The sequence below is a fragment of the Brevundimonas sp. G8 genome (assembly GCF_902506205.1).
Lineage (GTDB): Bacteria > Pseudomonadota > Alphaproteobacteria > Caulobacterales > Caulobacteraceae > Brevundimonas.
This window is the reverse complement of record NZ_LR732816.1, coordinates 3143696-3167066: the sequence shown is the minus strand read 5'-3', so window position 1 is coordinate 3167066 and position 23371 is coordinate 3143696. Positions and strand designations below refer to the sequence as shown.

At 65.2% G+C, this 23371-nt stretch carries 28 protein-coding genes and 4 tRNA genes; 23 read left to right on the top strand and 9 right to left on the bottom strand.

What is annotated here, in order from left to right; genetic code table 11:
• Window positions 1-20 precede the first annotated feature (20 nt).
• The gene (locus CHRYSEO8AT_RS15310; RefSeq protein ID WP_159851410.1) at window positions 21-455 is read left to right on the top strand and encodes a hypothetical protein; all 435 of its coding nucleotides are present in this window, start codon (window positions 21-23) and stop codon (window positions 453-455) included.
• 175 nt (window positions 456-630) lie between these two features.
• On the top strand, window positions 631-2778 hold the full coding sequence (locus tag CHRYSEO8AT_RS15305) for a sodium-translocating pyrophosphatase (RefSeq protein WP_159851409.1): 2148 nt from the start codon (window positions 631-633) through the stop codon (window positions 2776-2778).
• A 76-nt stretch (window positions 2779-2854) separates the two neighbouring features.
• On the opposite strand, the gene CHRYSEO8AT_RS15300 is transcribed toward CHRYSEO8AT_RS15305, so the two are convergent.
• A complete protein-coding gene (locus CHRYSEO8AT_RS15300) occupies window positions 2855-3334 on the bottom strand; it encodes an outer membrane protein assembly factor BamE (RefSeq protein WP_017503908.1) in 480 nt (159 codons plus the stop codon).
• Between the two features lie 91 nt (window positions 3335-3425).
• Here CHRYSEO8AT_RS15300 and CHRYSEO8AT_RS15295 point away from each other — a divergent pair, with 91 nt between their 5' ends.
• The 7 genes from CHRYSEO8AT_RS15295 (at window position 3426) to CHRYSEO8AT_RS15265 (ending at window position 7578) form a co-directional block, all read left to right on the top strand.
• Window positions 3426-3950 (top strand): ubiquinol-cytochrome C chaperone family protein, encoded by a 525-nt coding sequence (locus tag CHRYSEO8AT_RS15295; RefSeq protein ID WP_159851408.1) that lies wholly within the window; start codon window positions 3426-3428, stop codon window positions 3948-3950.
• Between the two features lie 5 nt (window positions 3951-3955).
• On the top strand, window positions 3956-4474 hold the full coding sequence (locus CHRYSEO8AT_RS15290; RefSeq protein WP_159851407.1) for a DUF177 domain-containing protein: 519 nt from the start codon (window positions 3956-3958) through the stop codon (window positions 4472-4474).
• Between the two features lie 139 nt (window positions 4475-4613).
• The gene (gene plsX, locus CHRYSEO8AT_RS15285) at window positions 4614-5657 is read left to right on the top strand and encodes a phosphate acyltransferase PlsX (RefSeq protein ID WP_236547622.1); all 1044 of its coding nucleotides are present in this window, start codon (window positions 4614-4616) and stop codon (window positions 5655-5657) included.
• Window positions 5654-6631 carry a beta-ketoacyl-ACP synthase III gene (locus tag CHRYSEO8AT_RS15280; RefSeq protein ID WP_159851405.1) on the top strand — a complete coding sequence of 326 codons (978 nt, stop codon included), beginning with the start codon at window positions 5654-5656 and terminating at the stop codon, window positions 6629-6631. The genes plsX and CHRYSEO8AT_RS15280 overlap by 4 nt, the downstream gene beginning before the upstream one ends.
• A gap of 89 nt (window positions 6632-6720) precedes the next feature.
• The gene (locus CHRYSEO8AT_RS15275; RefSeq protein ID WP_135196090.1) at window positions 6721-7029 is read left to right on the top strand and encodes an integration host factor subunit alpha; all 309 of its coding nucleotides are present in this window, start codon (window positions 6721-6723) and stop codon (window positions 7027-7029) included.
• Between the two features lie 5 nt (window positions 7030-7034).
• Window positions 7035-7442: a MerR family transcriptional regulator gene (locus tag CHRYSEO8AT_RS15270; RefSeq protein ID WP_159851404.1), complete on the top strand. Its 408-nt coding sequence runs from the start codon at window positions 7035-7037 to the stop codon at window positions 7440-7442.
• Between the two features lie 59 nt (window positions 7443-7501).
• A tRNA-Pro gene (locus CHRYSEO8AT_RS15265) sits at window positions 7502-7578 on the top strand.
• A gap of 75 nt (window positions 7579-7653) precedes the next feature.
• Here the strand turns inward: CHRYSEO8AT_RS15265 and CHRYSEO8AT_RS15260 are convergent.
• Both CHRYSEO8AT_RS15260 and CHRYSEO8AT_RS15255 read right to left on the bottom strand, forming a co-directional pair.
• The gene (locus CHRYSEO8AT_RS15260; protein WP_159851403.1) at window positions 7654-7848 is read right to left on the bottom strand and encodes a DUF2842 domain-containing protein; all 195 of its coding nucleotides are present in this window, start codon (window positions 7846-7848) and stop codon (window positions 7654-7656) included.
• Window positions 7848-8099, bottom strand: coding sequence for a transglycosylase (locus tag CHRYSEO8AT_RS15255; protein ID WP_159851402.1), 252 nt, complete (start codon window positions 8097-8099; stop codon window positions 7848-7850). Before CHRYSEO8AT_RS15255 ends, CHRYSEO8AT_RS15260 begins: the two co-directional genes overlap by 1 nt.
• Window positions 8100-8234: 135 nt before the next feature.
• On the opposite strand from CHRYSEO8AT_RS15255, the gene CHRYSEO8AT_RS15250 reads away from it, so the two are divergent.
• On the top strand, window positions 8235-9335 hold the full coding sequence (locus CHRYSEO8AT_RS15250) for a COX15/CtaA family protein (RefSeq protein ID WP_159851401.1): 1101 nt from the start codon (window positions 8235-8237) through the stop codon (window positions 9333-9335).
• On the opposite strand, the gene CHRYSEO8AT_RS15245 is transcribed toward CHRYSEO8AT_RS15250, so the two are convergent.
• Window positions 9304-10704 carry an alkaline phosphatase PhoX gene (locus tag CHRYSEO8AT_RS15245; RefSeq protein WP_159851400.1) on the bottom strand — a complete coding sequence of 467 codons (1401 nt, stop codon included), beginning with the start codon at window positions 10702-10704 and terminating at the stop codon, window positions 9304-9306. The genes CHRYSEO8AT_RS15250 and CHRYSEO8AT_RS15245 overlap by 32 nt on opposite strands.
• A gap of 267 nt (window positions 10705-10971) precedes the next feature.
• Between CHRYSEO8AT_RS15245 and rplM the strand changes: the two genes are divergently transcribed.
• From rplM to msrB, 4 genes are all read left to right on the top strand, one after another.
• Window positions 10972-11445, top strand: a complete 474-nt coding sequence (gene rplM / locus CHRYSEO8AT_RS15240; protein WP_159851782.1) for a 50S ribosomal protein L13 — start codon at window positions 10972-10974, stop codon at window positions 11443-11445.
• A gap of 2 nt (window positions 11446-11447) precedes the next feature.
• On the top strand, window positions 11448-11942 hold the full coding sequence (gene rpsI / locus CHRYSEO8AT_RS15235; RefSeq protein WP_135195973.1) for a 30S ribosomal protein S9: 495 nt from the start codon (window positions 11448-11450) through the stop codon (window positions 11940-11942).
• 101 nt (window positions 11943-12043) lie between these two features.
• Entirely contained in the window at window positions 12044-12979 is a 936-nt protein-coding gene (gene argC / locus CHRYSEO8AT_RS15230; RefSeq protein ID WP_159851399.1) for an N-acetyl-gamma-glutamyl-phosphate reductase, read from the top strand.
• 40 nt (window positions 12980-13019) lie between these two features.
• A complete protein-coding gene (gene msrB, locus CHRYSEO8AT_RS15225) occupies window positions 13020-13523 on the top strand; it encodes a peptide-methionine (R)-S-oxide reductase MsrB (RefSeq protein ID WP_159851398.1) in 504 nt (167 codons plus the stop codon).
• Here msrB and CHRYSEO8AT_RS15220 read toward each other — a convergent pair.
• Window positions 13520-13897 (bottom strand): hypothetical protein, encoded by a 378-nt coding sequence (locus CHRYSEO8AT_RS15220; RefSeq protein ID WP_159851397.1) that lies wholly within the window; start codon window positions 13895-13897, stop codon window positions 13520-13522. The two genes, msrB and CHRYSEO8AT_RS15220, sit on opposite strands and share 4 nt — an antisense overlap.
• Window positions 13894-15834: a class I poly(R)-hydroxyalkanoic acid synthase gene (phaC, locus tag CHRYSEO8AT_RS15215; RefSeq protein ID WP_159851396.1), complete on the bottom strand. Its 1941-nt coding sequence runs from the start codon at window positions 15832-15834 to the stop codon at window positions 13894-13896. Before phaC ends, CHRYSEO8AT_RS15220 begins: the two co-directional genes overlap by 4 nt.
• Window positions 15835-15918: 84 nt before the next feature.
• On the opposite strand from phaC, the gene CHRYSEO8AT_RS15210 reads away from it, so the two are divergent.
• The 9 genes from CHRYSEO8AT_RS15210 (at window position 15919) to CHRYSEO8AT_RS15170 (ending at window position 21221) form a co-directional block, all read left to right on the top strand.
• Entirely contained in the window at window positions 15919-16368 is a 450-nt protein-coding gene (locus tag CHRYSEO8AT_RS15210; RefSeq protein WP_159851395.1) for a hypothetical protein, read from the top strand.
• A gap of 39 nt (window positions 16369-16407) precedes the next feature.
• On the top strand, window positions 16408-18219 hold the full coding sequence (gene recJ / locus CHRYSEO8AT_RS15205; protein WP_159851394.1) for a single-stranded-DNA-specific exonuclease RecJ: 1812 nt from the start codon (window positions 16408-16410) through the stop codon (window positions 18217-18219).
• A gap of 76 nt (window positions 18220-18295) precedes the next feature.
• A tRNA-Glu gene (locus tag CHRYSEO8AT_RS15200) sits at window positions 18296-18370 on the top strand.
• Window positions 18371-18593: 223 nt separating this feature from the next.
• Window positions 18594-19133 (top strand): cold-shock protein, encoded by a 540-nt coding sequence (locus CHRYSEO8AT_RS15195; protein WP_201304457.1) that lies wholly within the window; start codon window positions 18594-18596, stop codon window positions 19131-19133.
• A 21-nt stretch (window positions 19134-19154) separates the two neighbouring features.
• Window positions 19155-19634: a DUF192 domain-containing protein gene (locus CHRYSEO8AT_RS15190; RefSeq protein ID WP_201304456.1), complete on the top strand. Its 480-nt coding sequence runs from the start codon at window positions 19155-19157 to the stop codon at window positions 19632-19634.
• 45 nt (window positions 19635-19679) lie between these two features.
• Window positions 19680-19756: transfer RNA gene (locus tag CHRYSEO8AT_RS15185), tRNA-Pro, on the top strand.
• 78 nt (window positions 19757-19834) lie between these two features.
• On the top strand, window positions 19835-20140 hold the full coding sequence (locus CHRYSEO8AT_RS15180) for an ETC complex I subunit (protein WP_159851393.1): 306 nt from the start codon (window positions 19835-19837) through the stop codon (window positions 20138-20140).
• Window positions 20141-20159: 19 nt separating this feature from the next.
• A tRNA-Arg gene (locus CHRYSEO8AT_RS15175) sits at window positions 20160-20236 on the top strand.
• A gap of 28 nt (window positions 20237-20264) precedes the next feature.
• Complete coding sequence (locus tag CHRYSEO8AT_RS15170; protein WP_159851392.1) at window positions 20265-21221, top strand: rhodanese-related sulfurtransferase; 957 nt, start codon at window positions 20265-20267, stop codon at window positions 21219-21221.
• Between the two features lie 7 nt (window positions 21222-21228).
• On the opposite strand, the gene CHRYSEO8AT_RS15165 is transcribed toward CHRYSEO8AT_RS15170, so the two are convergent.
• Genes CHRYSEO8AT_RS15165 through CHRYSEO8AT_RS15155 form a run of 3 tightly spaced genes read right to left on the bottom strand, consistent with a single transcriptional unit; the run spans window position 21229 to window position 23344 of the window.
• Window positions 21229-22032, bottom strand: a complete 804-nt coding sequence (locus tag CHRYSEO8AT_RS15165; protein ID WP_236547573.1) for a DUF1295 domain-containing protein — start codon at window positions 22030-22032, stop codon at window positions 21229-21231.
• The gene (locus tag CHRYSEO8AT_RS15160) at window positions 22029-22667 is read right to left on the bottom strand and encodes a ChrR family anti-sigma-E factor (RefSeq protein WP_159851391.1); all 639 of its coding nucleotides are present in this window, start codon (window positions 22665-22667) and stop codon (window positions 22029-22031) included. The genes CHRYSEO8AT_RS15165 and CHRYSEO8AT_RS15160 overlap by 4 nt, the downstream gene beginning before the upstream one ends.
• Window positions 22664-23344: a sigma-70 family RNA polymerase sigma factor gene (locus CHRYSEO8AT_RS15155; protein WP_236547571.1), complete on the bottom strand. Its 681-nt coding sequence runs from the start codon at window positions 23342-23344 to the stop codon at window positions 22664-22666. The genes CHRYSEO8AT_RS15160 and CHRYSEO8AT_RS15155 overlap by 4 nt, the downstream gene beginning before the upstream one ends.
• Window positions 23345-23371: the final 27 nt, after the last annotated feature.

The following is a 23371-nucleotide window of genomic DNA, read 5'->3' as shown; positions in this document are numbered from 1 at the left end:
CCTTGCGTCATAAGCGACGGATGAACCGTCGCTCCCTGATCGCCGCCGGAACCGCCGCTCTCGCCGGGGCGGCCGCCACATCCGCAACCGCATCGAGCAGCAGCGACGCTCCCGCCGTCTCGGCTGCGCTGAGCATCGCCGGCCTTGGCCTGCCCGTGATCGAGGGCGGCCGATTGAGGAACTACGTCTTCGTGGCGCTGCGCCTTCAACTGGGTCGTGGCAAGACGGTCGAGCAGATGCGGCCCAAGGAAGCCTTTTTCCGTGACGCCCTGGTCAAGGCCGCGCATCGGACGCCGTTCACTGTTGCCGGCGACTGGACCCGGCTGAACGAACAGGCGCTGTCTGCTGCCGTCGTGTCGGCCGCGAACGCGATCTCGGGGCGTGGCTCCATCACGGGCGTCGAAGTCGTGTCCCAAAGCCCGAGACGCCGCACAGGCATGCCGACCACGCGTTGAGCGCTCGTCGATCACGGTTGCGCGACCTGTAAGGTCATGACACGCTCCCCTGGCAAATCCCAAAGAACGCACTGACGCGTTCGCCGCGTGCGGGGGGACCGGAAGGCGGACAGAGGCGATAACGCCCGACCGCGCCAAGGCCTGCGCGCCTGTTTGCAAGGGCATGGAAACGCCAATGACGAACTCACTTACGCTGGTCTTCGCGGCCGGTGTGCTGGCGGTGCTGTATGGCGCCGCTCAGACCGCCGTGCTGATGAAGGCGAGCACCGGCAACGACAAGATGCGAGAGATCGCCGCCGCGATCCAGGAAGGCGCCTCCGCCTATCTGAAGCGGCAATATCTGACCATCGGCGTGGTCGGGATCGTGATCCTGATCGCCGCCTATTTCCTGATCGGCATATACGCCGCCATCGGCTTCCTGATCGGGTCCGTCCTGTCAGGCGCGGCCGGTTATGCCGGGATGTTGATCTCGGTGCGGGCCAATGTGCGCACAGCTCAGGCCGCGTCAGAAAGCCTGTCCAAGGGGCTGAACTTGGCGTTCCGCTCGGGCGCCATCACCGGCATGTTCGTGGCGGGCGGGGCCCTGATCGGCGTGTCGGGCTATTATATCGTGCTGACCCATCATCTGGGGCTGGCCTCGACCAGCCGCGAGGTGATCGACGGGCTGGTGGCGCTGGGCTTCGGCGCCTCGCTGATCTCGATTTTCGCGCGCCTGGGTGGCGGCATCTTCACCAAGGGCGCCGACGTGGGCGGCGACATGGTGGGCAAGGTCGAGGCGGGCATTCCCGAGGACGACCCTCGCAACGCCGCAACCATCGCGGACAATGTGGGCGACAATGTCGGCGACTGCGCCGGCATGGCGGCCGACCTGTTCGAGACCTATGCAGTGACGACCGTCGCGACCATGGTGCTGGCCGCCATCTTCTTCAGGGGACAGCCTTATGTCGACGTGATGATGGTCCTGCCGCTGGCGATCTGTGCGGTGTGCATCGTAACCTCGATCATCGGCAGCTTCTTCGTGCGACTGGGCAAGAGCCAGAACATCATGGGGGCGCTGTATCAGGGCCTGATCGTGACCGGCGTCCTGTCCATCTTCGCGGTCTGGTGGGTGATCAACCAGATGGTGACGGGGCCGATCGTGACGGCCAGCGGTCTGGAGATCCAGCCGATGGCGCTGTTCTGGTCCGGCATGGTCGGTCTGGCGGTGACGGCGGCGATCGTGGTGGTGACCGAATACTACACCGGCTCGAACTTCCGGCCCGTGCAGTCGGTGGCCAACGCCTCGGTGTCCGGGCACGGCACCAATGTCATCCAGGGGCTGGCGGTGTCGCTGGAATCCACCGCGCTTCCGGCTCTGACGATCATCGTCGGCATCGTGGCCAGCTTCCAGCTGGCGGGCCTGTTCGGCATCGCCATCGCCACCACCACCATGCTGGGCGTGGCGGGGATGATCGTGGCGCTGGACGCCTTCGGCCCGGTGACGGACAACGCCGGCGGCATCGCCGAAATGGCGGGCCTGCCCAGCGACGTGCGGCATTCGACGGATGCGCTGGACGCCGTCGGCAACACCACAAAGGCCGTGACCAAGGGATACGCCATCGGTTCGGCGGGCCTCGGCGCGCTGGTGCTGTTCGCGGCCTATACGTCGGACCTGCAGTATTTCTCGGCCAATCCTACGGACTATCCGTTCTTCGCCAATATGGGGCCGATCGCCTTCGACCTGACCAATCCCTACGTTGTCGTCGGCCTGCTGTTCGGTGGGCTGCTGCCCTTCCTGTTCGGCGGCATGTCGATGATGGCGGTCGGGCGGGCGGCCGAGGCTGTGGTCGCCGAGGTGCGGCGTCAGTTCCGCGAGAACCCCGGCATCATGACCTATGAGGTCAAGCCGGAGTACGGCCGGGCGGTCGACATCCTGACCAAGGCGGCGATCCGCGAGATGATCGTGCCGTCGTTGCTGCCGGTTCTGTCACCCATCGTCCTGTTCGTCGCCATCCTGACGATTTCGGACAAGGCCAACGCCTTCGCGGCCCTGGGCGCCATGCTTATGGGGGTCATCGTGACCGGCCTGTTCGTCGCCATCTCCATGACCTCGGGCGGCGGCGCCTGGGACAACGCCAAGAAGGTGATCGAGGAAGGCTTCACCGACAAGAACGGCGTGGTCCACGGCAAGGGTTCGGAAGCGCACAAGGCGGCCGTGACCGGCGATACGGTGGGGGATCCCTACAAGGACACCTCCGGTCCGGCGGTGAACCCTATGATCAAGATCACCAACATCGTCGCCCTGCTTCTGCTGGCGGTGCTGGCGAGTGGAAATATCGGCTAGGTCGAATCGTCACCGATACGAAAACGCCCCGGAGAGCGATCTCCGGGGCGTCTTTGTTTGGGAGGAGAGGGCCGTCTTAGTCGGGGCGGCGCTGGCCGGGCGTATCATCCTCGGTGCGAGGCAGTTGGCCACGACCGACGTTGCCCAGCAACTGCTCCAGAACCGTCAGCTCGCGGCCGCGCGTCGGGGTCTCGTTGCGGTTCATGGCGATCTGTTCGCCGTCCGTCAGGCCCAGGGTGCGGACCGAAGCCACCTGGTCGCCCTGAGGAACGAAGGTGATTTCCGTCACGGTGCGGGTGGAGACCTTGGGCAGGTTGTAGGTGTATTTCTCTGTCGTCTGGCTGATGTAGTACCAGACCTGATCAGGCTCGAACGTCGAGGTGGTCGAGGGCGAACCCAGCTTGGCCAGGACCGTTTCCTTGGTGTCGGTGCCGGCGACAACGTCCTGAGGCTTGGCGTCGATGGCCTGGAAGCCGTTGGAGCCGATGGTCGGAGCACAGGCGGCGGACAGGCCAGCCAGCGAAACAGCGACGAAAAGCGGGACGAAACGGGACATGGTCGGGCGCCTGCGAGAGAACAAGGTCTTTGACCTAGACGGACCTGCGTCCTAGTTCAACGGCACGGCGGAAAAGGGGCCGTTGAAACCCATGCTCAAAAACCTGTTCAAACCCCGACCCGGCATCCGAATCGGCGACGATCTGTATGCCAAGGCCGTGAGCCAGGCTCGCAATCCGGCCTTTTACACGCGGCTGGGGGTGGCCGACCGCATCGACGCCCGATTCGAGCTTTATACGCTTCATGTGCTGTTGCTGGTGCTGCGGCTACGCGACGAGAATACGGCCCAGGGCCAGGATGCGGGCCAGGCGGTGTTCGACGTCTATGTCTCGGCGCTGGATCATGCCCTGCGCGAGGAAGGCGTCGGCGACGTCGCCGTGGGCAAGAAGATGCGCAAGCTGGGCGAGGCCCTGTATGGTCGGATGAACGCTTACGAGCAGCCGCTGCGCGCCAGTGATGCCGCCGGGCTGGCCGAGGCGATGGCGAAGAACGTCTATGCGGAGCCGCAAGCCATGCACGCAGAGGCGCTGGCGCGCTATGCGCTGACCACGCGCGCGGCTCTGGCGGCGCAGGATTTCAACAAGGTGCTGGCGACGCCGGCCTGGGCGGAAGTTTGAGACAGATGAGCGTGACGCTCCCCTACAGCGAGACGGTGCGGGTCAATCAGATCGGGGCCGGACTGAACCGGAAGCTCGAACCCGACGCGGACACGTGCAAGCGAATCGCCCGTGCCCTGGACCTGCAAGGGCTCGACGACTTCGTGGTGGATTTTGACGTGAAGCCGACCCCGTCCACCAGCGAGTGGACGCTGAAAGGCCGTATCACGGCCCATGCCGTTCAGTCCTGCGGCCTGACGCTGGAGCCCTTGCCTGTCGATGTGGATCGCCGCTTTTCGATCCAGCTGATCCAGGCCAAGCCTCAGGATACCGAGGAGATCGAGGTCACCCTGGACGAGGAAGACGCCGACGTGATCGAGGACGGCAAGATCGACCTGGGTCAGTACGCCGTCGAACAACTGCTGCTGTCCCTTGATCCATTCCCGCGCAAGCCGGGCGCGGAGTTCGTGCAACCGGAGGAGCCGGGAGAGATTTCGCCCTTCGCCGCCTTGAAGGCGCTTAAATCCCAGGACGATAAAGGCTGAGGTTGACGCAGGGGCCGGGTGGTTGCATCCCCCGGCTTCGGCGCTATCGTTCAGCGCATACTGCCAAGCGTCGCGCGACAAGACGACGCGGCCAAACGAGGTCCATTTGCCAGCCCCAGTTACGATCTCGCTTGACGCCATGGGCGGCGATCACGGGCCATCCGTCGTCGTTCCCGGCATCCGCAGCTACATCCGCGCCCATGACGGCGAGGGCGTTCGATTCCTGCTGCACGGCGACGAGGCCAAGATCGCCCCTGAACTGGCGCGCTGCGGCCTGGCGGCGGACATCTGCGAAATCCGTCACACCGACAAGGTCGTGGCCATGGACGAGAAGCCGGCCCAGGCCATGCGGCGCGGCAAGGGCTCCAGCCTGTGGAACGCCATCGAGGCGGTGAAGACGGGACAGGCAGGCGGCGTCGTCTCGGCCGGCAACACCGGTGCCCTGATGGCGATCTCGAAACTGATTCTGCGCATGTCTGCGCCGGGGCTGGAGCGGCCGGCCATCGTCGCCAGTTGGCCGACCTTCAAGGGGCACACGGCGGTGCTGGATGTCGGCGCTAATATCGGCAGCGACGCCGAACAACTGATAGAATTCGCCATCATGGGCGAAGCCTTCCAGTCCGCGGTTCGCGGTATCGCCCGCCCCACCATCGGCCTGCTGAACGTCGGTTCGGAGGACATGAAGGGCAACGAACAGGTCAAGGAGGCGCACGCCATCCTGCGCGACGGGCCGTTCGACCTGAACTATCACGGCTTCGTCGAGGGCGACGACATCGCCAAGGGGACGGTGGACGTGGTCGTCACCGATGGCTTCACCGGCAATATCGCGCTGAAGACCGCCGAAGGCACGGCGCGTTATATCTCGGCGCTGCTGAAAGAGGCCCTGACCTCGAACCTGCAATCCAAGCTGGGCGCCGTGATCGCCATGCCGGCGCTGAAGAAGATGCGTCAGAAGATCGACCCCAGCACCATCAACGGCGGGCCTCTTCTGGGCCTGAATGGCATCGTCGTAAAGAGCCATGGCGGCGCAGACGCCAAGGGCTTCGGCAATGCGATCCGCATCGCTGTCGATCTGGCGCGCAGTGACTATATGAGCAAGGTGGGGGACAACCTGGGCAAGCTGGACGCGGTGTTCGATCATACCGCCAAGCCTGCCGTATCCGTGGGAGAACCCCTTCAGTGAGCGTCACCCGCAGCGCCGTGACCGGCGTCGGCTCCTATCTGCCGGAGCAGATCGTCACCAACGCCGATCTGGCTAAATTCGTCGACACGTCGGACGAATGGATCCAGGAGCGCACCGGCATCAAGCAACGCCACAAGGCGCGCGACGACCAGCCGACTAGCGACCTGGCGGTCGAAGCCGCAAAGAAGGCGCTGGCCGATGCGGGCAAGACGGCGACGGATGTCGATCTGATCATCGTCGCAACCACCACGCCCGACATGACCTTTCCGGCCGTCGCCTCGATCGTTCAGGCCAAGTTGGGCGCGGGCGTCGGCATCGCCTTCGATGTCCAGGCTGTGTGTTCGGGCTTCGTATATGCCCTGAGCGTCGCCGACGGTTTCGTGGCGCGCGGCCTGTCGAAATGCGCCCTGGTGATCGGGGCCGAGGAAATGACGAAGCTGATGGACTGGACCGACCGGACCACCTGCGTCCTGTTCGGCGATGGCGCCGGCGCCGTGGTTCTGGAACCGCGCGAAGGGCAGGGGACGTCCGACGACCAAGGCATGCTGGGATTCGCCTTGCGCGCCGACGGCTCCAAGACCGATCTGCTTTATGTCGACGGCGGCCCGGCGACCACCGGGACCGTCGGTCATCTGCGGATGGCGGGCAATCAGGTGTTCCGCCACGCCGTGGTGAACATCGCCGAGGGCATCACCGCCGCCTGCGCCGCTGCGAAGATCGAGATCGCGGACGTCGATTGGTTCGTGCCGCACCAGGCCAATCAGCGCATTATCAAGGGCGTTGGCGACCGGCTGGGTCTGGACGAGAACAAGGTGATCTCTACCGTCGCGACCCATGCCAACACCTCGGCCGCCTCCATCCCTCTGGCGCTGGACGCCGCGATCCAGGACGGTCGGATCAAGAAGGGCGACATGGTCCTGCTGGAAGCCATGGGCGGCGGGTTGACCTGGGGCGCCTGCGCCCTGAGGCTTTGAGGCAGCGACTTTAAATCGGCCATAGGCATTGATTTTTCGGGGCCTTTGCGGCCCTATGAATGCGAGCGGATCGCATGAGCGGGGATATGATGGCAGGCCAACAGACCGTGACGCGCGCTGACCTGTGCGAAGCCGTACACAATGAGGTCGGCCTGTCGCGTCAGGAGTGCTCCAGCCTGGTGGAGCGCACCCTCGAACTGATCGTCGAATCGCTGGAACGCGGCGAGACGGTGAAACTATCCGGCTTTGGTGTTTTCCAGGTCCGCGAGAAACGCGCCCGCATGGGCCGCAATCCCAAGACCGGCGAACCGGCGGCGATCAATCCGCGCCGGGTCATCAGCTTCCGCGCCTCGCAAATCATGAAGAGCCGGGTTCACGACGCCGTCGTCGAGGACTGACGCGCGTGGCCAAGAGCGCCGACGCCTTTCGCACCATTTCCGAAGCGGCCGAAGAGGTCGGCGCGCCCCAGCATGTGCTGCGCTTCTGGGAGACGAAGTTCGTCTTCGTGACGCCGGTCAAGCGAGCGGGCGGGCGACGCTTCTATCGCCCTCAGGACATCGCCGTCCTCAAGGCGGTCAAGCGGCTGCTGCACGATGACGGCCTGACGATTCGCGGCGTCCAACGCCTGCACAAGGAACAGGGGCTGAAAAAGCTGATCGGGGCCGAAGCCGCCGCCCTGATCGAGGACGGCGATGTGGAGATTAGCTCTGCTTCGTCCAACGATGTTCGCCTCGAAACCTCGAATTTGCAGCAGGTTCTCGCCGATCTGGAGCAGGCGAAGGCCCGTCTGGACGCCGTTCTTTCAAGGTAGGTGGAAAAGTCGTTTTAGCGTTTGCGGACGACGATCCCCCCGTCTATAGGGAGCGCCTTCGGAGCGTGGCGCAGCCTGGTAGCGCACTTGACTGGGGGTCAAGGGGTCGCAGGTTCGAATCCTGTCGCTCCGACCATTCTTGCAAAAGAATGATGATGGTGGGGTCGTCCTTGTGGGCGGCCCCATCGCCGTATGTGGGCCTAGGTTGGCCTCATCCCCGCTCGGCCCACTTCAGCAGCGGAATGAGCGGCAGGCCCCAGGCGGTGCCGCCGATGCCGAAGAACAGGAAGTCGATCCATTGCGACGGCGGCAGCATTCCCCGAAGCGCAATCAGGCCCCAGACCCAGAAGACCAGAAAGACCAGGACGCCGATCGCGGCGACGAAGCGACGCAGACGCGGGTGCATCAGCGCTTGTTCCGAAACAGGAAGAAGGCGACCAGGCAGAAGGCGGAGCCGATCAGCGACCAAGGCACCCAGACCCAGCTGTCCATCGTGCTGATGGCGAATACACGGACGGCCAGGAACCAGCCGCAGGCCAGGCCAACGCCGGACACCAGGCTGGTGCCGCCGAAGCCGCGACGGCCCGTTAGAAGGTCGGCGATCCAGGCCAGAAGCAAGCCGCCTGCGACGGCGGCGGCGATATCGGCGTATTGCAACCCTGATCTCCTGCGGCGTCAGCGCCGTTAACTCAATCCGACTCGATCTTGTCGCTCCAGGGGGGCATACCGCACCGGTCGCGATTTGGTCATGGTCGAGCGCGACAGCATATCCGGGTCAGCGTCAGGCGTCGAATGAACCGTTTCGGAAATCCAGATCGCAATCGCGTCGTCGCCGTATGGCTGTTCGCTACGGCGGCCATCGTCTTCCTGATGGTCGTCATCGGAGGCATCACCCGCCTGACCGGATCGGGTCTGTCGATAACCGAATGGAAGCCCATCATGGGCGCCATCCCGCCGCTGAACGCCGCCCAGTGGGCCGAGGCGTTCGAGAAATACAAACAGATTCCCCAGTACGCCCAGATCAATGCCGGCATGAGCCTGGGCGAGTTTCAGGGTATCTTCTGGTGGGAATGGCTGCACCGGTTGATCGGCCGCCTGGTCGGCATGGTGTTCGCCCTGCCGCTGGTCTTCTTCCTGCTTTGCCGCGTGGCGCCGCCGCGGTCGCTGTTCCGTCAGTGGGCCATGCCCGATCGGCTGATCTGGCGCTGCGTCGTGCTGCTGGCGCTGGGCGGGCTACAGGGGCTGATCGGCTGGTGGATGGTGTCCAGCGGCTTGTCCGAGCGGGTCAGCGTCGCGCCAGAGCGGCTGGCGACGCATTTGGGCCTGGCCTTCATGCTGTTCGCCGCCCTGATCTGGACCGGGCTGGAGGCGTGGAACGGCGAGGACCACGGGCGTCCGCCCGCGGGCTGGGCGCGGGGCGCCGGCTTCCTGCTGGGCGCGGTCTTTGTCCAGTGCCTGCTAGGGGCCTTGGTCGCGGGCGGTCATGCGGGGCTGGTTTATACCGACTGGCCGCTGATGAACGGGGCGGTGCTGCCGCCGGCCGATTGGAGCCTGGGCGCAGGCGCCTTCCTGCACGATCAGGCCCTGACGCAGTTCAATCACCGGCTTGTGGCCTATGGGCTGCTGATCGCCGTCAGCATCTATGCCTTCCAGGCCTGGCGTTGGCGCGTGGCCGAGGGGATGGGCCTGGCCGCCTTCACCCTGGCGGGTGTGGTCTGGTTCCAAGCCCTTCTGGGCATCGTCACCCTGATGCACGCCGTGCCGGTCTGGCTGGGTGTGCTGCACCAGGGCGGGGCCGCCGTCGTTCTGGCCGTGGCGACAGCGAACCTGTGGCTGGTGTTGCGGGCTCAGCCTCGCATCTTCATGTCCGGACCGCGTTCCATGGGCCGGTGATCGCGAAGGTCACGCCGGGATACTGGATGTTGACGAACAATGTCCCGCCGTCGGGCGAGAAGACCGCGCCCGCGAACTCGGAGTTCCCCTGAAACACGTTGCGGCCCAATGTGTAGATCCTGCCGTTAGGCGTGACGCCCTTCAGGTGATTGCGGATCGCGCTGGAATAGTTGTCCTCGCAAACGATCAGATGGCCCCAGGGCGCGATGGTGATGTTGTCGCCCATGTTCATCGTCTTCTCGTTCGTGCTTTCGACGAACAGCTGGAGGCGGCCGGGGCGATGCGCCTCGCCGGGGCGGCCTTCGTCGGGCGACGGGACGTAACGCAGGATCTGGCCGCGCTGGATCGGCCCGCCCGAAGTGGCGGTCAGATACATTTCGCCATCGCCCCACCAGATGCCTTCGCCCCGCGCGACCAGCGCGGCGCCGTCGGCATGGCCGCGCTGGCGCAGGTCGCCTTTGGGGCTTTCGACGTCGGCCATGTCGATCCAGTCGACGTTCAGCCAGTCGCCGACCGACCAGACGCGGTCGTCATGGTTGGAGGTGTCGACGCCCTGATGATCGCGCAGCACCATGGCCTGAAGCCGGCCGCCCTTGATCAGTTCGCCGGGCGTGTCGGGAATGAAGCGGTAGAACAGGCCGTCGGCCCGGTCCTCGGTCAGATAGACGATGCCGGTGCGGGGGTCGACGCAGACCGCCTCGTGGTCGAACCGGCCCATGGCCTTCAACGGGACAGGATCGACCAGGCCCTCGGCGCGCGCCGGCACCTCGAAGACATAGCCGTGTTCCTTGGTCACGTCGGCGTCGGCGGGCGTTTCCTCCGTCTCCTCGCAGGTCAGCCACGAGCCCCAGGGTGTCTGGCCGCCGCAGCAGTTGGTGCTGGTGCCCGCCAGGCTGAGGTGCTGGCGTTCGGTCTTGCCGGTCGCCATGTCATAGACGACCGTGGTCGTGCCGCCCGGCAGGGGGCGGCCGTCCTTGTAGGTGTCATAGGCGCGACCCGCATCCAGCAGACCGACTCGCTGCTGGTTGTAACCGCCGGGACCCCAGTTGCGGTGCGCCGCCGACGAACCCTTGAGCTCGTGATTGCGGACCAGGACGACCCGGCTTCCATCAAGGGCGAAACAGCCCATGCCGTCGAACTGGCCGGGGACCAGCAGGCCGTCGGCCATGGTCTCGCCGCCTTGGGACACGATGCGGTAGGAGAATCCCTCGGGCAGGTCGAGCATGCCGTTGGGATCGCGCTTAAGCGGACCGTAGCCCTCGACCTCGTTGACGTAGGTTTCCTCGGCGGCGGCCTGGACGCTGTGGGCCAGGCCCGAGAAGGCGAGCGCGGCGCTGGAGCCGATCAGGCCCCGACGGTGAAGGATCATGAGAGGGCTCCGACAGAAGATCGGCCCTCGGATGGCCCGGAAAGGTCATGGTTTGATGACGAAAGGCGTTATTTCGTAACGCCGAAAGCCAAAATGCATCGGGTATTTTAATACCGTATTTATAATAATGAATGAAATCAGTATCTTGTGTTGATTATGACGTATTCGAACGCGTTGACGCGACCAATCGTCTCCTGTATCAGCGCGCCTTCATTCGGTTCCTTCAGGGGCCGGACCCGATTTTCGTCTCCAGGAACCCTCTCAATGCTGAAGAGCACTACGGCTTCGTTGAAGCCGGCCGAGGTCGAGAAGAAGTGGATCCACATCGACGCCGAAGGCGTCGTGGTGGGCCGTCTCGCGACCTTCATCGCCAACCGTCTGCGCGGCAAGCACCGTGGCGACTACACCCCGCACGTTGATTGCGGCGACTACGTCGTCGTCACCAACGTCGACAAGGTCGTGTTCACCGGCAAGAAGTCGACCGATAAGGTCTACTATCGCCATACCGGCCACCCGGGCGGCGTCAAGTCGACGACCCCCGAGAAGGTTCTGGGCGGTCGCTTCCCCGAGCGCGTGCTTGAGAAGGCCGTTGAGCGCATGCTGCCGAAGGAAAGCCCCCTGGCCCGCAAGCAGATGACGCACCTGCGCCTGTTCGCCGGCGGCGCACACGAACACGAAGCCCAGCAACCGGAAACGATCGACTTCGCGTCGGCGTCGCCCAAGAACACCCGGAGCGCCTGAGCATGACTGACGCGACGCAAGACACCGCCGCCACCGGCTTCGACGCCCTGAAGGGCCTGAGCTCTTCGGTCGAGAACGACGCCCCCGTCTATGTCCAGAAGCTGGACGCCCAAGGCCGCGCCTATTCGACCGGCAAGCGCAAGAACGCCATCGCGCGCGTTTGGGTCAAGCCGGGCACCGGCAAGATCACCGTCAACGGCAAGGACCAGGAGCAGTATTTCGCTCGTCCCGTGCTGCGCATGATGATCGCCCAGCCGCTGACCGTTTCGGACCGCGCCACCCAATATGACGTGATCTGCACCGTCGAAGGTTCGGGCCTCTCGGGTCAAGCCGGAGCCATCCGCCACGGCCTGTCGCACGCCCTGACGCACTTCGAACCGGAACTGCGCAAGGTCTTGAAGCCGCATGGCTTCCTGACCCGCGACAGCCGCGTCGTCGAGCGCAAGAAGTACGGCCGCGCCAAGGCTCGCCGGAGCTTCCAGTTCTCGAAGCGCTAATCGCGTTCACGCGGTTTGGATTTGGGGCGCTTCGGGGAGACCCGGAGCGCCCTTTTTCTTGTCTATCTTCTCCCGCAAGGGAGGACGGTCAGGAGCAGCCTATGACCCACACCATCTTCATCGACGGCGAGGCCGGCACCACGGGGCTTGAAATCCGCGAGCGGCTGGAGGCGCGCTCTGATCTTCAACTGGTCCTGCTGGGCGATCGTCGTCGCGATGTGGATGCGCGGCGCGCGGCACTGAACGACGCCGACGCCGTGATCCTGTGCCTGCCCGACGATGCGGCGCGCGAGGCCGTGGCCATGATCGAGAACCCATCGGTCAAGGTGATCGACGCCTCGACCGCCTATCGGGTCGCGCCAGGCTGGGCCTATGGCTTCCCCGAGATGGACGCAGGTCAGCGTGATCTGATCGCGCGGTCGTCGTTCGTTTCGAACCCCGGCTGCTATCCCACCGGCTTCATCGGGCTGATGCGGCCGCTGGTGAAGGCAGGGTTGGTTCCGGCGACCTATCCGGTCACGGTCAATGCGGTGTCGGGTTATTCCGGAGGCGGCAAGGCGATGATCGCCGAGTTCGAGGCGCCTGAGGCGGCGACCGCCTATCGCGCCTATGGCCTATCGTTGAAGCACAAACATGTGCCGGAGATGACGAAACACACGGGGCTGACACGCGACGTGCTGTTCGCTCCGGCGGTTGGAAACTATCGTCAGGGCATGTTGGTCGAGGTTCCGTTGCATCTGGCCGCCTTGCCGGAAACGCCATCCGTCGAACGACTGCATGGCGCACTAGTCGAGGCCTATGAAGGACAACGCTTCGTCGAGGTCGCGGATCTGGAAGAAACCGAGGCCGTGTCGGGACTGGAGCCCGAGGGTCTGAACGGCACCAACCGCCTGCGTCTGCACGTTTTCGGCGACCGCAATGGCGAGCAGGCGCGCTTGGTGGCTCTGCTCGACAACCTGGGCAAGGGCGCGTCAGGCGCGGCGGTGCAGAACCTGAACATCATGCTGGAACTGGACGAGACGACCGGCCTGATCTGAACGGCTGAAACCATTTCGCCATGCCCTTCGTATGAAGGGCATGACCCAGTCCCTGATCGTGCATCGCCGGGGCCTTCTGATGAGCGCCGGCGCGCTCGCCCTGTCCGCCTGTTCTCCCGAAACCTCCGAGGCGGGGGAGGGGCAATATGCAACCTCGCCCTATCGCCGCGTGTCGGATGCCGACTGGCGACGGCGGCTCGGCGACGCCTCGTGGCGCGTCATGCGGCACGAGGGGACGGAGCGGCCCTATTCGAGTCCGTTGAACGACCAGCACGGGCGCGGAAGCTTCATCTGCAAGGGCTGCGACCTGCCGCTGTTCCGGTCGCAGTGGAAGTTCGATTCCCACACAGGCTGGCCCAGCTTCTATGACGTGATCGCCGCCAATATCGGCCGAAAGGGCGATCTGGCCATCGGCATCCCACGCACGGAATATCACTGCGCCCGCTGCCTAGCGCACCAGGGCCATGTGTTCGACGACGGCCCGCGTCCGACCGGCCTGCGCTACTGCAACAACGGCGTGGCGCTGAAGTTCGTCGCGGCCTAGTTCCGGCGCGCCCTGACGGCGGAATCTACGGTTAGGCCGAAGATGACCGCGGCGATGATGACCAGCAGTCCGTAGTCATGACCTGCGAAGAAAACCGGCGCGCAGGCCATGGCGATGACGATCAGAGGGAACAGGCCGGCCCAGACCGCCGTGCCTGGCGCGTTCGGATGGATCATCGGCTGAACCGTCGGGCGCTTCATCATCCGGGCCATGCGTCCGTTCAGCAGCACGAAGGCGGCTGCGCAGATGACGGCCGAGATGACGTATTTCACCGTATTGCCCGGCTCCCCGAAGACGCTGGCCGTCATGATCAACAGGATCAGCGCTACCCCCGTGCTGATCGCGAGCAGGGCGTTGGGTTCGATACGGTTCAAGACTTCACTTTCACATAGCTGCCGGGGGCCGGCTCGAGGGGCTTGAGCGGCCCCTTTTCAGGATCACGGGCGGGGATCTGAGGCCCGGCGCGGTCGCCCAGCCATGCCGCCCAATGGTCCCACCAGCTGCCGGGATGCTCTACCGCGTCGGCCTGCCATTCGGCCAGGGTCGCGGGCAGGGCCGCATTGATCCAGTGCTGGTATTTCTTCGCCGCCGGAGCGTTGATCACGCCGGCGATGTGGCCCGACCCCGCCAGGGTGAAGGTGACGTCCTCGCCGCCGAACAGCTTGGCCGAGCGATAGACCGAATTCATCGGCGCGATGTGATCGTCGCGGCTGGCCTGGAAATAAAGCGGTATCGACACCTTCGACAGGTCCGCCGTCAGCCCGCCGATCTGGAAGCCGCCCTGGGCCAGGGCGTTGGCCCCGTACATCTGGCGCAGATAGTCCAGATGCAGCGTCTTGGGCATCCGTGTCTGGTCGGCGTTCCAGAACAGCAGGTCGAAGGCCGGTGGATCCTTGCCCAGTAGATAGTTGCTGATGAAGAAGGACCAGATCAGGTCGTTTGAGCGCAAGGCGTTGAAGGTTTCGGCCATGGCTGCGCCGGGCAGGACGCCGCCGGCCGCATCCATCTGACGCTCGATCTCGGCGATCCAGTGCTCGTCTGTGAACAGCAGCAGGTCGCCCGCCTCTGCAAAGTCGTGTTGGGCGGCGAAGAAGGTCGCGGCGGCGATCCGATTGTCGTTCTTGGCCGCCATATGCGCCAGACCGGCCCCCAGCAGGGTTCCGCCGATGCAATAGCCGACGGCGTTCAGCTGCTTCGTGCCAGCCTGTTCCAGCGTCTTTTCGACGGCGTGATAGATGCCTTTTTCCAGATACTGGTCGAAGCCGAAACCGGCCTTGTCCTTGGCCGGGTTGACCCAGGAACAGACGAATACAGTAAAGCCCTGGGCCGATAGCCAGCGGATCAGCGAGTTCGCCGGCTGGAGGTCCATGATGTAGAATTTGTTGATCCACGGCGGGAAGATCAGCAGCGGGATCTCGTGCTGGGTCTCGGTCGTCGCTGCATACTGGATCAGTTCGAACAGCTCGTCGCGCCAGACGACCTGGCCCGGCGCGGTGGCGACGTTCTCGCCGACGACGAACTTGCCGTAGTCGGCCTGGCTAATGCGAAGCGACCCGCCGCCGCGTTCCAGATCGGCGGCGAAGTTCTGCATCCCCTTAACCAGTGATTCGCCGCTGGTTTCCGCCAGGGCCTTCAGCGCGACGGGGTTCGACGCCAGGAAGTTTGACGGCGAGAAGGCGTCGGTCAGCAGGCGGGTGAAGAACTGGGCGCGGCGTTTCAGCGTCGGATCGACATCCTCCACCCCCGCGATCAGGCCGTTCATCCAGTCCGACGTCAGCAGATAGGACCGCCGCATCATGTCGAACATGGGATTTTCGGACCAAGCCGGGTCCTTGAACCGCTTGTCGACGGGGGCCGGATCGGGCGCCTCGCCCGCCGCCTGTCGGGCGGTCGAGGACCAGAGCTGCATATAGCGGCCGAACAAGTCGGCCTGCGCCTGCATCATCTTGTCGGGCTGGGCCGCCAGGCTGGTCATCACCGACGTCATGGCAGGCGCGACGTTGAACGGATCGGCCGACAGGGCGGCGGGGCGGTCCGCCTGTGTCAGGGCGGCTTCTGCAATCGCGCTCTGGGCCATCATGGCCGCCTTGGCCAGATTCATCGACAAGGTTTCGATCAGTTCGGCCTGTGCGGCGCCGGGGAATGCCGGTTCAGGCGCGCCCTCGGCGACGGTTTCAGGCGGCACATCCTGCGCTTCGGCCGATTTCGGCTTGGACGGGCGCGGCGGGCGGGGCTTGGCGGAAGTGGGGCGTCCGGCCTTGCGCGCCGGGCGTTCGGCGGCGTCTGTCGGCGTCTTTGGGAGCTTGGCCATGATCGTCCTTCGCGCTTCCTGCAACAGAGGCCGGTTCATCCGCCCTTCCGCGCGTGGCGATGATGGCATAAGACCAGCCAGGAAATGAACGCGTCGCTCTCGAAAAAGATGATCCTGATCGCCGCAGTCGCGATCGCAGCGCCGTTGGCCGGCTGCATCGGCGGTTCTGCGTCCAAGACCGAGCCCGTCTCGCCGCTGGCGCCGCGTGTTCAGGAACTGGTCGACGCCAATCGCCACTATCCCCGCTGGGAGGATTTCCCGGCCGCGCCCACCGACCTGCCGCCCGTCGCCCAGGTCGCGGCCAATACTCAGCGTCTGCAAAACGACAGCACGACGCTGAACAGCGAGATCGCGCGGATCGACTGGACCCTGACCGATCCTGAGGGCCTCGCCGCCGAGACGGCGGCGGCGGTCCGATCCGTGCCGGTCTCGCCCGACGCCGCCCGCACCCAGGCGGACATCGAAGCCTTCGCCCAAAGCCTGCGCGACCGCGCCAAGGCGCCGCCGCCGCTCGACCGCCGCCCGACGCAATGACCGGTCGCCGGGGATGCAGAATCCCGCGATGATGCGCTGATGGCGGATGACGGCGGCGCAAAGACACTGAACGCATTCCTGGGCGTGACCCGGTCTCTCTCAGGGCGCGCCTGGCGTCAGCGACCTGCGGATGCGGCGACGACCCGCGCCCACATGCAGGGCCTCGGGCTGGACGAGCTCCTGGCCCGCGCGCTGGCGTCGCGCGGCGTATCGGCGGATCAGGGGGCCGATTTCCTGACCCCGACCCTGCGCGCCCTGTTTCCCGATCCGTCCAGCTTCATGGACATGGATGCGGCGGCCGATGCGATCCTGAACGCTCTGCAGGCCAAGGCCAACATCCACGTCTTCGCCGACTATGACGTGGACGGGGCGTCGAGCGCGGCGCTTCTGGTGCGCTGGTTCCGGGCGATGGGCCATGAGCTGTCGATCTACGTGCCCGACCGACTGACCGAAGGCTATGGCCCCAGCGCCAAGGCCTTCGACACGCTAAAGGCCTCGGGTGCGGACTTGGTCATCACCGTGGACTGCGGGGCTGCGGCGAACGAGGCGCTCGCCCATGCCGCGGCCATCGCCCTGAATGTCGTTGTCATCGATCACCATTTGATGCGCAGTGAGCCGCCGACGGCGCTGGCGGTCGTCAATCCGAATCGGCCGGGTTGCAACTCCGGTCAGGGCAATCTGGCGGCGGCGGGGGTGGTGTTCGTGCTTTTGGCCGCCCTGAACCGCGAGGGACGGCGACGGGGCCTGTTCACCGACCGGCCGGAACCAGATATTCGCCAATGGCTGGATTTGGCGGCGCTGGGGGCCATTTGCGACGTCACGGGCCTGACCGGCTTCAACCGCGCTCTGACGGGGCTAGGGCTGAAGGTCATGAGTGACTGGCGAAATCCAGGGCTGCGCGCCCTGCTGGCGGCGGCAGGGGCGGAGCCGGGGCCGGCAAAGAGCAATCACGCCGGCTTCATTCTAGGGCCCCGTATCAACGCCGGCGGTCGCATCGGGCGTTCGGACTTGGGCGCGCGGCTGCTGTCCACCGATGACCCAGCCGAAGCCGAGGCGCTGGCGATCGAACTGGACGCGCTGAACCTGTCTCGACGCGATGTCGAACGGGCGGTGACGGACGCCGCCGTCCGCAGCGTTGAGGCGACCGGCGCCCATGCCGACGACACCGCAGTCGTCGTGGTCGCGGGCGAGGACTGGCACCCCGGCGTCGTCGGCATCGTCGCCGGTCGCCTGCGCGAACGCTGGCGCAAGCCGGTCATCGTCATCGGCGTCGATCCGGTGACGGGTCTGGGCAAGGGCTCGGGACGATCCCAGCCCGGCATGAACCTGGGCCGCGCGATCCAGGCGGCTTGGGAGAGCGGCATCCTGATGGCGGGGGGCGGGCACGCCATGGCCGCCGGTTTGACGATGGACAGCGCGCGAGTCGCAGAACTTAAGGCCTTTCTGAACGAGCGGCTGGCCTCCGAACGAGTCGAGGCTGTGGCGCAGGACGTGCTGGAGATCGACGCTTTGATCGATCCCGGCGCGGCGACGCGCGACCTGTTCGAATCGTTCGAGCAGTTGGCGCCCTTCGGTCCCGCCAATCCCGAGCCAAGCTTTGCCCTGACCGGCATTCAGGCGCGCGAGCCTGTAGCGATGAACGGCGGTCATGTGCGTTGTCGCCTGGTCGGCGCGGATGGCACGTCGGTGAAGGCCATCGCCTGGCGCTGCGCCGATCTGCTGTCGGGCCAGGCCTTGCTGTCGGGGCAGGGCGGGCTGAGCGTCGTCGGACGCCTGAAGGCCGACGACTGGAACGGCCGCAAGGGCGTGCAGTTCGAGATCGAGGATGTCGCCGATCCCCGGATGATCTGACGACGTCCAAAAAACTCGAAATCCACGCTTGCACCGTCCCGAGGGCGCGGCTATATCGCCGGCTCTCCCGCGCAGCGGTCCCTTCGTCTATCGGTTAGGACGTCAGGTTTTCAACCTGAAAAGAGGGGTTCGACTCCCCTAGGGACTGCCACGCGGGCAGTTCGCCGGTCGAGCCACAAGGCTCCTTGGCAACGGAAACACCTTATATTTCAGACGATGCACAGCGGCCGTCATTCATTGTGGCGCGCCTGCATCGTCATTCCCCAGAGACGCAACCTTCACCCCAAGCGTGCATTTTCCGCTTTTCAAACTTTCGCGGAACAGTGTTAAACATAAGTGGAGTCCGCTGGAGGCGCGGGCGGGGGTACTTATAAGTGTCTGAATATAGCGAGACGGAGACGGTGCAGACCGTTCGCGTCACTGGGCGCGTGAAGTGGTTCGATGCGGTGAAGGGCTATGGCTTCATCGTCCCGGACGATCCCGCCCTGACGGAAATGCGAGACGTTCTGCTGCACATCAGCAGCCTGCGCGACCTTGGCCGCGACGCCGCAGATGAGGGCGCGCCCATTACCTGCGACTGTGTCAAACGCTCGAAGGGCTGGCAGACGGTCGAAATCCACGATCTGGGGGAGGGCGAAGCGGTCCAGGTTGCGCGTCGCCCCGCCGTTGCGACCGCGCCTCGTTCGGCCATCGACACCGACGAAGAGCTGGAGACGGCTCTGGTCAAATGGTTCAATCGCACCAAGGGCTACGGATTCGTCGTGCGCGATCGCGAACCTGGCGATATCTTCGTCCATATCGAGACCCTGCGTCGCTGCGGCCTGGAAGATCTGATTCCAGGCGATGCGGTGCGGGTGCGATTCGCCAATGGCCCGAAAGGCCTGGTGGTCGCGGACATCAGAACGGGCGACTGATCCGGCGCCCAGGAGAGGCGTATGATCGAGGCGACGAGACGTTTTCTGATGGCGGGCTTGCTGATGCTCGCTGTCGCCGGTTGCGCCGCCAAGGCGCCGCTCGGCCCCAATGGCGAGCCGCTACAGAAACTGGCGATCGTCACCACGTCCGGCGAGCATCCGTTCTGGGTCGAGATCGCCGATGAGGAGCCCGAGCGGCAGCGCGGCCTGATGTTCCGTCCGCCGCTGGAGGATGACCGCGGCATGCTGTTCCAATGGCCGGGCGAGGCGCCGCGCGAGCAGAGCTTCTGGATGCGCAACACGCCCAGTTCGCTGGACATCCTCTATATCGACCCTCAGGGGCGAATCGTCTCAATCGCGTCGCACGCCACGCCCTTCTCGGAGGCGCCCATTGCCTCGAACGGCGCCGCCAACGGCGTGCTGGAACTGCGCGCCGGGCGGGCGGCAGAGATCAATGCCAAGCCCGGTGACAAAGTTTTACATCCTTATTTCAAGCCTTGATTGCGGATCGCGTCGTGAAGTGCCAATAGAGCGCTCCGTTCGGTCCGGGGTGTAGCGCAGCCTGGTAGCGCATCTGGTTTGGGACCAGAGGGTCGGAGGTTCGAATCCTCTCGCCCCGACCAACGGAAGGCCGCTGGATTCAATATCCGGCGCGCGTTATGGCAGGGCTGAAAGCCCTGCCGTCACTGAGGATCTCCGCCATGCTCGCCCGCATCTACCGCCCGGCCAAAACCGCGATGCAGTCGGGCAAGGCCAAGAGCCGCGACTGGCGTCTGGAATTCGAACCGGCCTCGGCGCGCACCATCGATCCGCTGATGGGCTGGACCAGCTCCAGCGATATGAACGGTCAGGTCCGCCTGACATTCGAATCGAAGGAAGAGGCTATCGAATACGCCGAGCGCCACGGCATCGCCTTCCGCCTGTCCGAGCCGAACGATCCGCCGATGATCATCAAGGCCTATGCCGACAACTTCGCCACCAACCGCAAGCAGTCCTGGACGCACTGACGCCTGACGTCTTGCAAGAGCGCCCATAGCTCAACCGGATAGAGCACCCGCCTTCTAAGCGGGATGTTGCAGGTTCGAGTCCTGCTGGGCGCGCCATCCCTGGCGCCTTCGAGGGGCCTGATCCATGACCGACTTTCAGACCCCGCCCGATCACGCCGTCCGTGTCGCGGCGCTCTATCGTTTCGCACCCATTGCCGATCCCGCCGCCGTGCGCGACGCGCTTCAGGTCGTTTGCGACACCGGGGAGGTGAGGGGGACGTTGCTGGTCGCGCCCGAGGGGCTGAACGGCACGATCGCCGGGTCGGAGGCGGCCGTCGAGGCGGTGCTGTCGACGATCCACGCCATGCCGGGGTTCGAGACGCTGGAGCTCAAATACGCCTGGACAGACGCCTTGCCGTTCCATCGGATGAAGGTGCGCGTCAAACGCGAGATCGTCACCATGGGCCAGCCGGACTTGGACCCGGCGCGACAGGCGGGCGTCTATGTTTCGCCGACGGACTGGAACGCGCTGATCGCCGATCCGCAGACCTTGGTCATTGATACGCGCAACGACTACGAGGGCGAAATCGGCGCTTTCGAGGGGGCGGTCCAACCCAACACCCACAGCTTCCGCGACTTTCCCGACTGGTTCCGCACCGAGGGCCGCGCCTTGCTGGAGCAGACCGGCGCAAAGCGCGTGGCCATGTATTGCACCGGCGGCATCCGCTGCGAAAAATCGACGGCTTTTCTTAAGGCGGAAGGCGTCGAAAACGTCCACCACCTGGAAGGCGGCATCCTGCGCTATCTTGAGACGGTGGATGAGGATGAGAGTTTATGGCGCGGCGAATGCTTCGTCTTCGACGAGCGGGTTTCGGTCGGCCACGGGCTGAGCCAGGGTCCACATACGCTTTGCAGGGGATGCCGCCTGCCCGTGGATGACGTCGGTCGGGCCTCGCTCCACTACGTCGAGGGCGTCTGCTGCGAGCGCTGCCACGCGACGCGCGATGACGGTCAACGCGAGCGCTATGCCGAGCGCCACAGGCAGATGGAAATCGCGCGCAGACGCGGCGACATTCACCTTGGAACCGCTCGCAAGGACTGACGTCGATTCAGTGACGGGGCGGGCGAGGGAAGAAGGCGCTGGTGCGGGCGGCATAGGCCTCGAACGCCTTGGGTCGCGAGCGTCGCATATGCTCTTCCAGCAAGGGCACGCCGGACACCTGCGTCAGCAGCCAATACATATAGACCGGCCCCGTCAGCGCCAGCCAACCCCACGTCCATTCACCGCTCAGGTTGACGGCGAACAGGGGCCAGGCGCACCAGCCCAGCCATTCGAAGAAATAGTTCGGATGGCGTGACCAGGCCCACAGCCCGACATCGCAGACCCCGCCCTTGTTGGCAGGATTGCGCTTGAAAGCCGCCAACTGTCGATCCGAGATGGCCTCGCCCAGAAGCGCACCTACGAAAACCAGCGTCGCGAACCCGTCCTGCAGTGTCAGTCCGGGTGTTGGATTGCGGGCGGCGGCCATGACGCTGAGCGCCAGGAAGGCCGCGGCCCCCGCCTGAAGCATCAGGAAACCGAACATCTTGACCTGAAACCCGTCGCCCCAATCCTGACGCAGCCGGGCATAACGGGCGTCTTCGCCCTCATGGGCGGCGCGGATGGCGATGTGCGAGCCCAAACGAAGACCCCACAGACCGATCAGCAGGGCCGCCAGATATTGCCGCAGAGACGGCGCCGCGCCATCGATGGGAAACAGCGCCACGCCGACGCCTGCCGCGCCCAGGCCCAGCGACCAGAAGGCGTCGGCCCAGCCGCCTTGGCCAGTGCGCTTCTGCACCAGCCAGGCCGCCGACATCACGATGACGAGAAACAGGGCTGCAACACCCCACAGCGCCGCCAGGCTGGTCACAGGCGAACGAACGGCTGGATCAGCTTGCCCACCCAGCCGTCCAGCTGGATCTGGCCATCCAGCGCCACGACGCAAAGGCAGGCTTCGTCCGACACGACGCGCGGCTGGTGCAGCACTTCGGGATCGGCTTCTTCGAAGTCGCCCACGTCGAACCGTTCGGTCTCCGTCGCATAGGCGCCGGAGATGACGCAGGTCAGTTCGACGCCGCCGTGCGTGTGCTTGGGCGTCTCTCGGCCGGATTCGATCTTCAGCAGGATCACGCGACAGTTCCCATCGCGCGGTGCATGGACATCGCGCACCCGCATGCCGGGGCCGACCCAGCGCCAGGGGCTGAGCGCATAGCGCCGCAGCGGCTCGGGCAGTTCGGGCATGTCGTTCAGCGGGGCCAGGGCCTTCACCTGGCCAGCGTCCGTCTCGATCCGCGCCATCGCCAGGGCGAGCGCATCCTGCGACAGGGTGGACGGCGCCGCCTCGTCCAGGAATTCGCCGCCTACGGCTTGCAGATCAAGGACCCAGGCGTCGTTCGCCGGCCGCATCGCCAGATGCGCGGCCATCACCACGGCTTCGGGCGGGCTGAGCGTGCCGGCGGCGTAGGCCAGCAGCCGTTCTTCCGAAGGATTGCGTTGCGGGTTCATCGCGCGGCTTCCTCGGACGGGGCTAGGATCAGGCGGAGTTTGGTCATGGCGTTACGAATACGGGATTTGACGGTGCCGAGCGGCAGGTCGAGGTGTTTGGCGATTTCGGAATGGGAGCTGTCCATGAAGAAGGCGAGGCGCAGGACCTCGACATGGTCCGGGGTGAGGCGGGATAGGGCGTCTCGAACCCGATCGGCGTCCTGGGACATCGACAGAAGTTCGTCGGGGCGGCGCACGTCCTCGCCCGCCAGCTCTATCTCCGGCGTCGGCAGAGGGCGCGCGTCGCGACGCAGCATGTCCAGGCGTCGATTTCGGGCGATGGTGAAGATCCAGGTCGCGGCGCGAGCCTTGGACGTGTCGAACAGATCGGCCTTGCGCCAAACGGTCAGCATGGTGTCTTGGGCGAAGTCTTCGGCCGCGCCGGGCGTCGCCCCGGACTTGATCAGCCAAGCTTTCAGGCGCGGCGCGAAATAGGCGAACAGGGCGGCAAAGGCGTCTCGGTCGCGACGTTGTGCAATCGCCTCGATCAACCGATCATGGAAAAAAGGGTCGGAGGAATTGTCGAGTGTCTTCATGCGGGGGGACCGGCATGGGCTCGACGTGAAAGGCAGTGACTCGACATGCATAGACCCTAATACGCTCAGCGGAAATGTCTGGATCAATCGCGATCCGATCATGACGGCGGCCCGTAATCCGTTCATGCC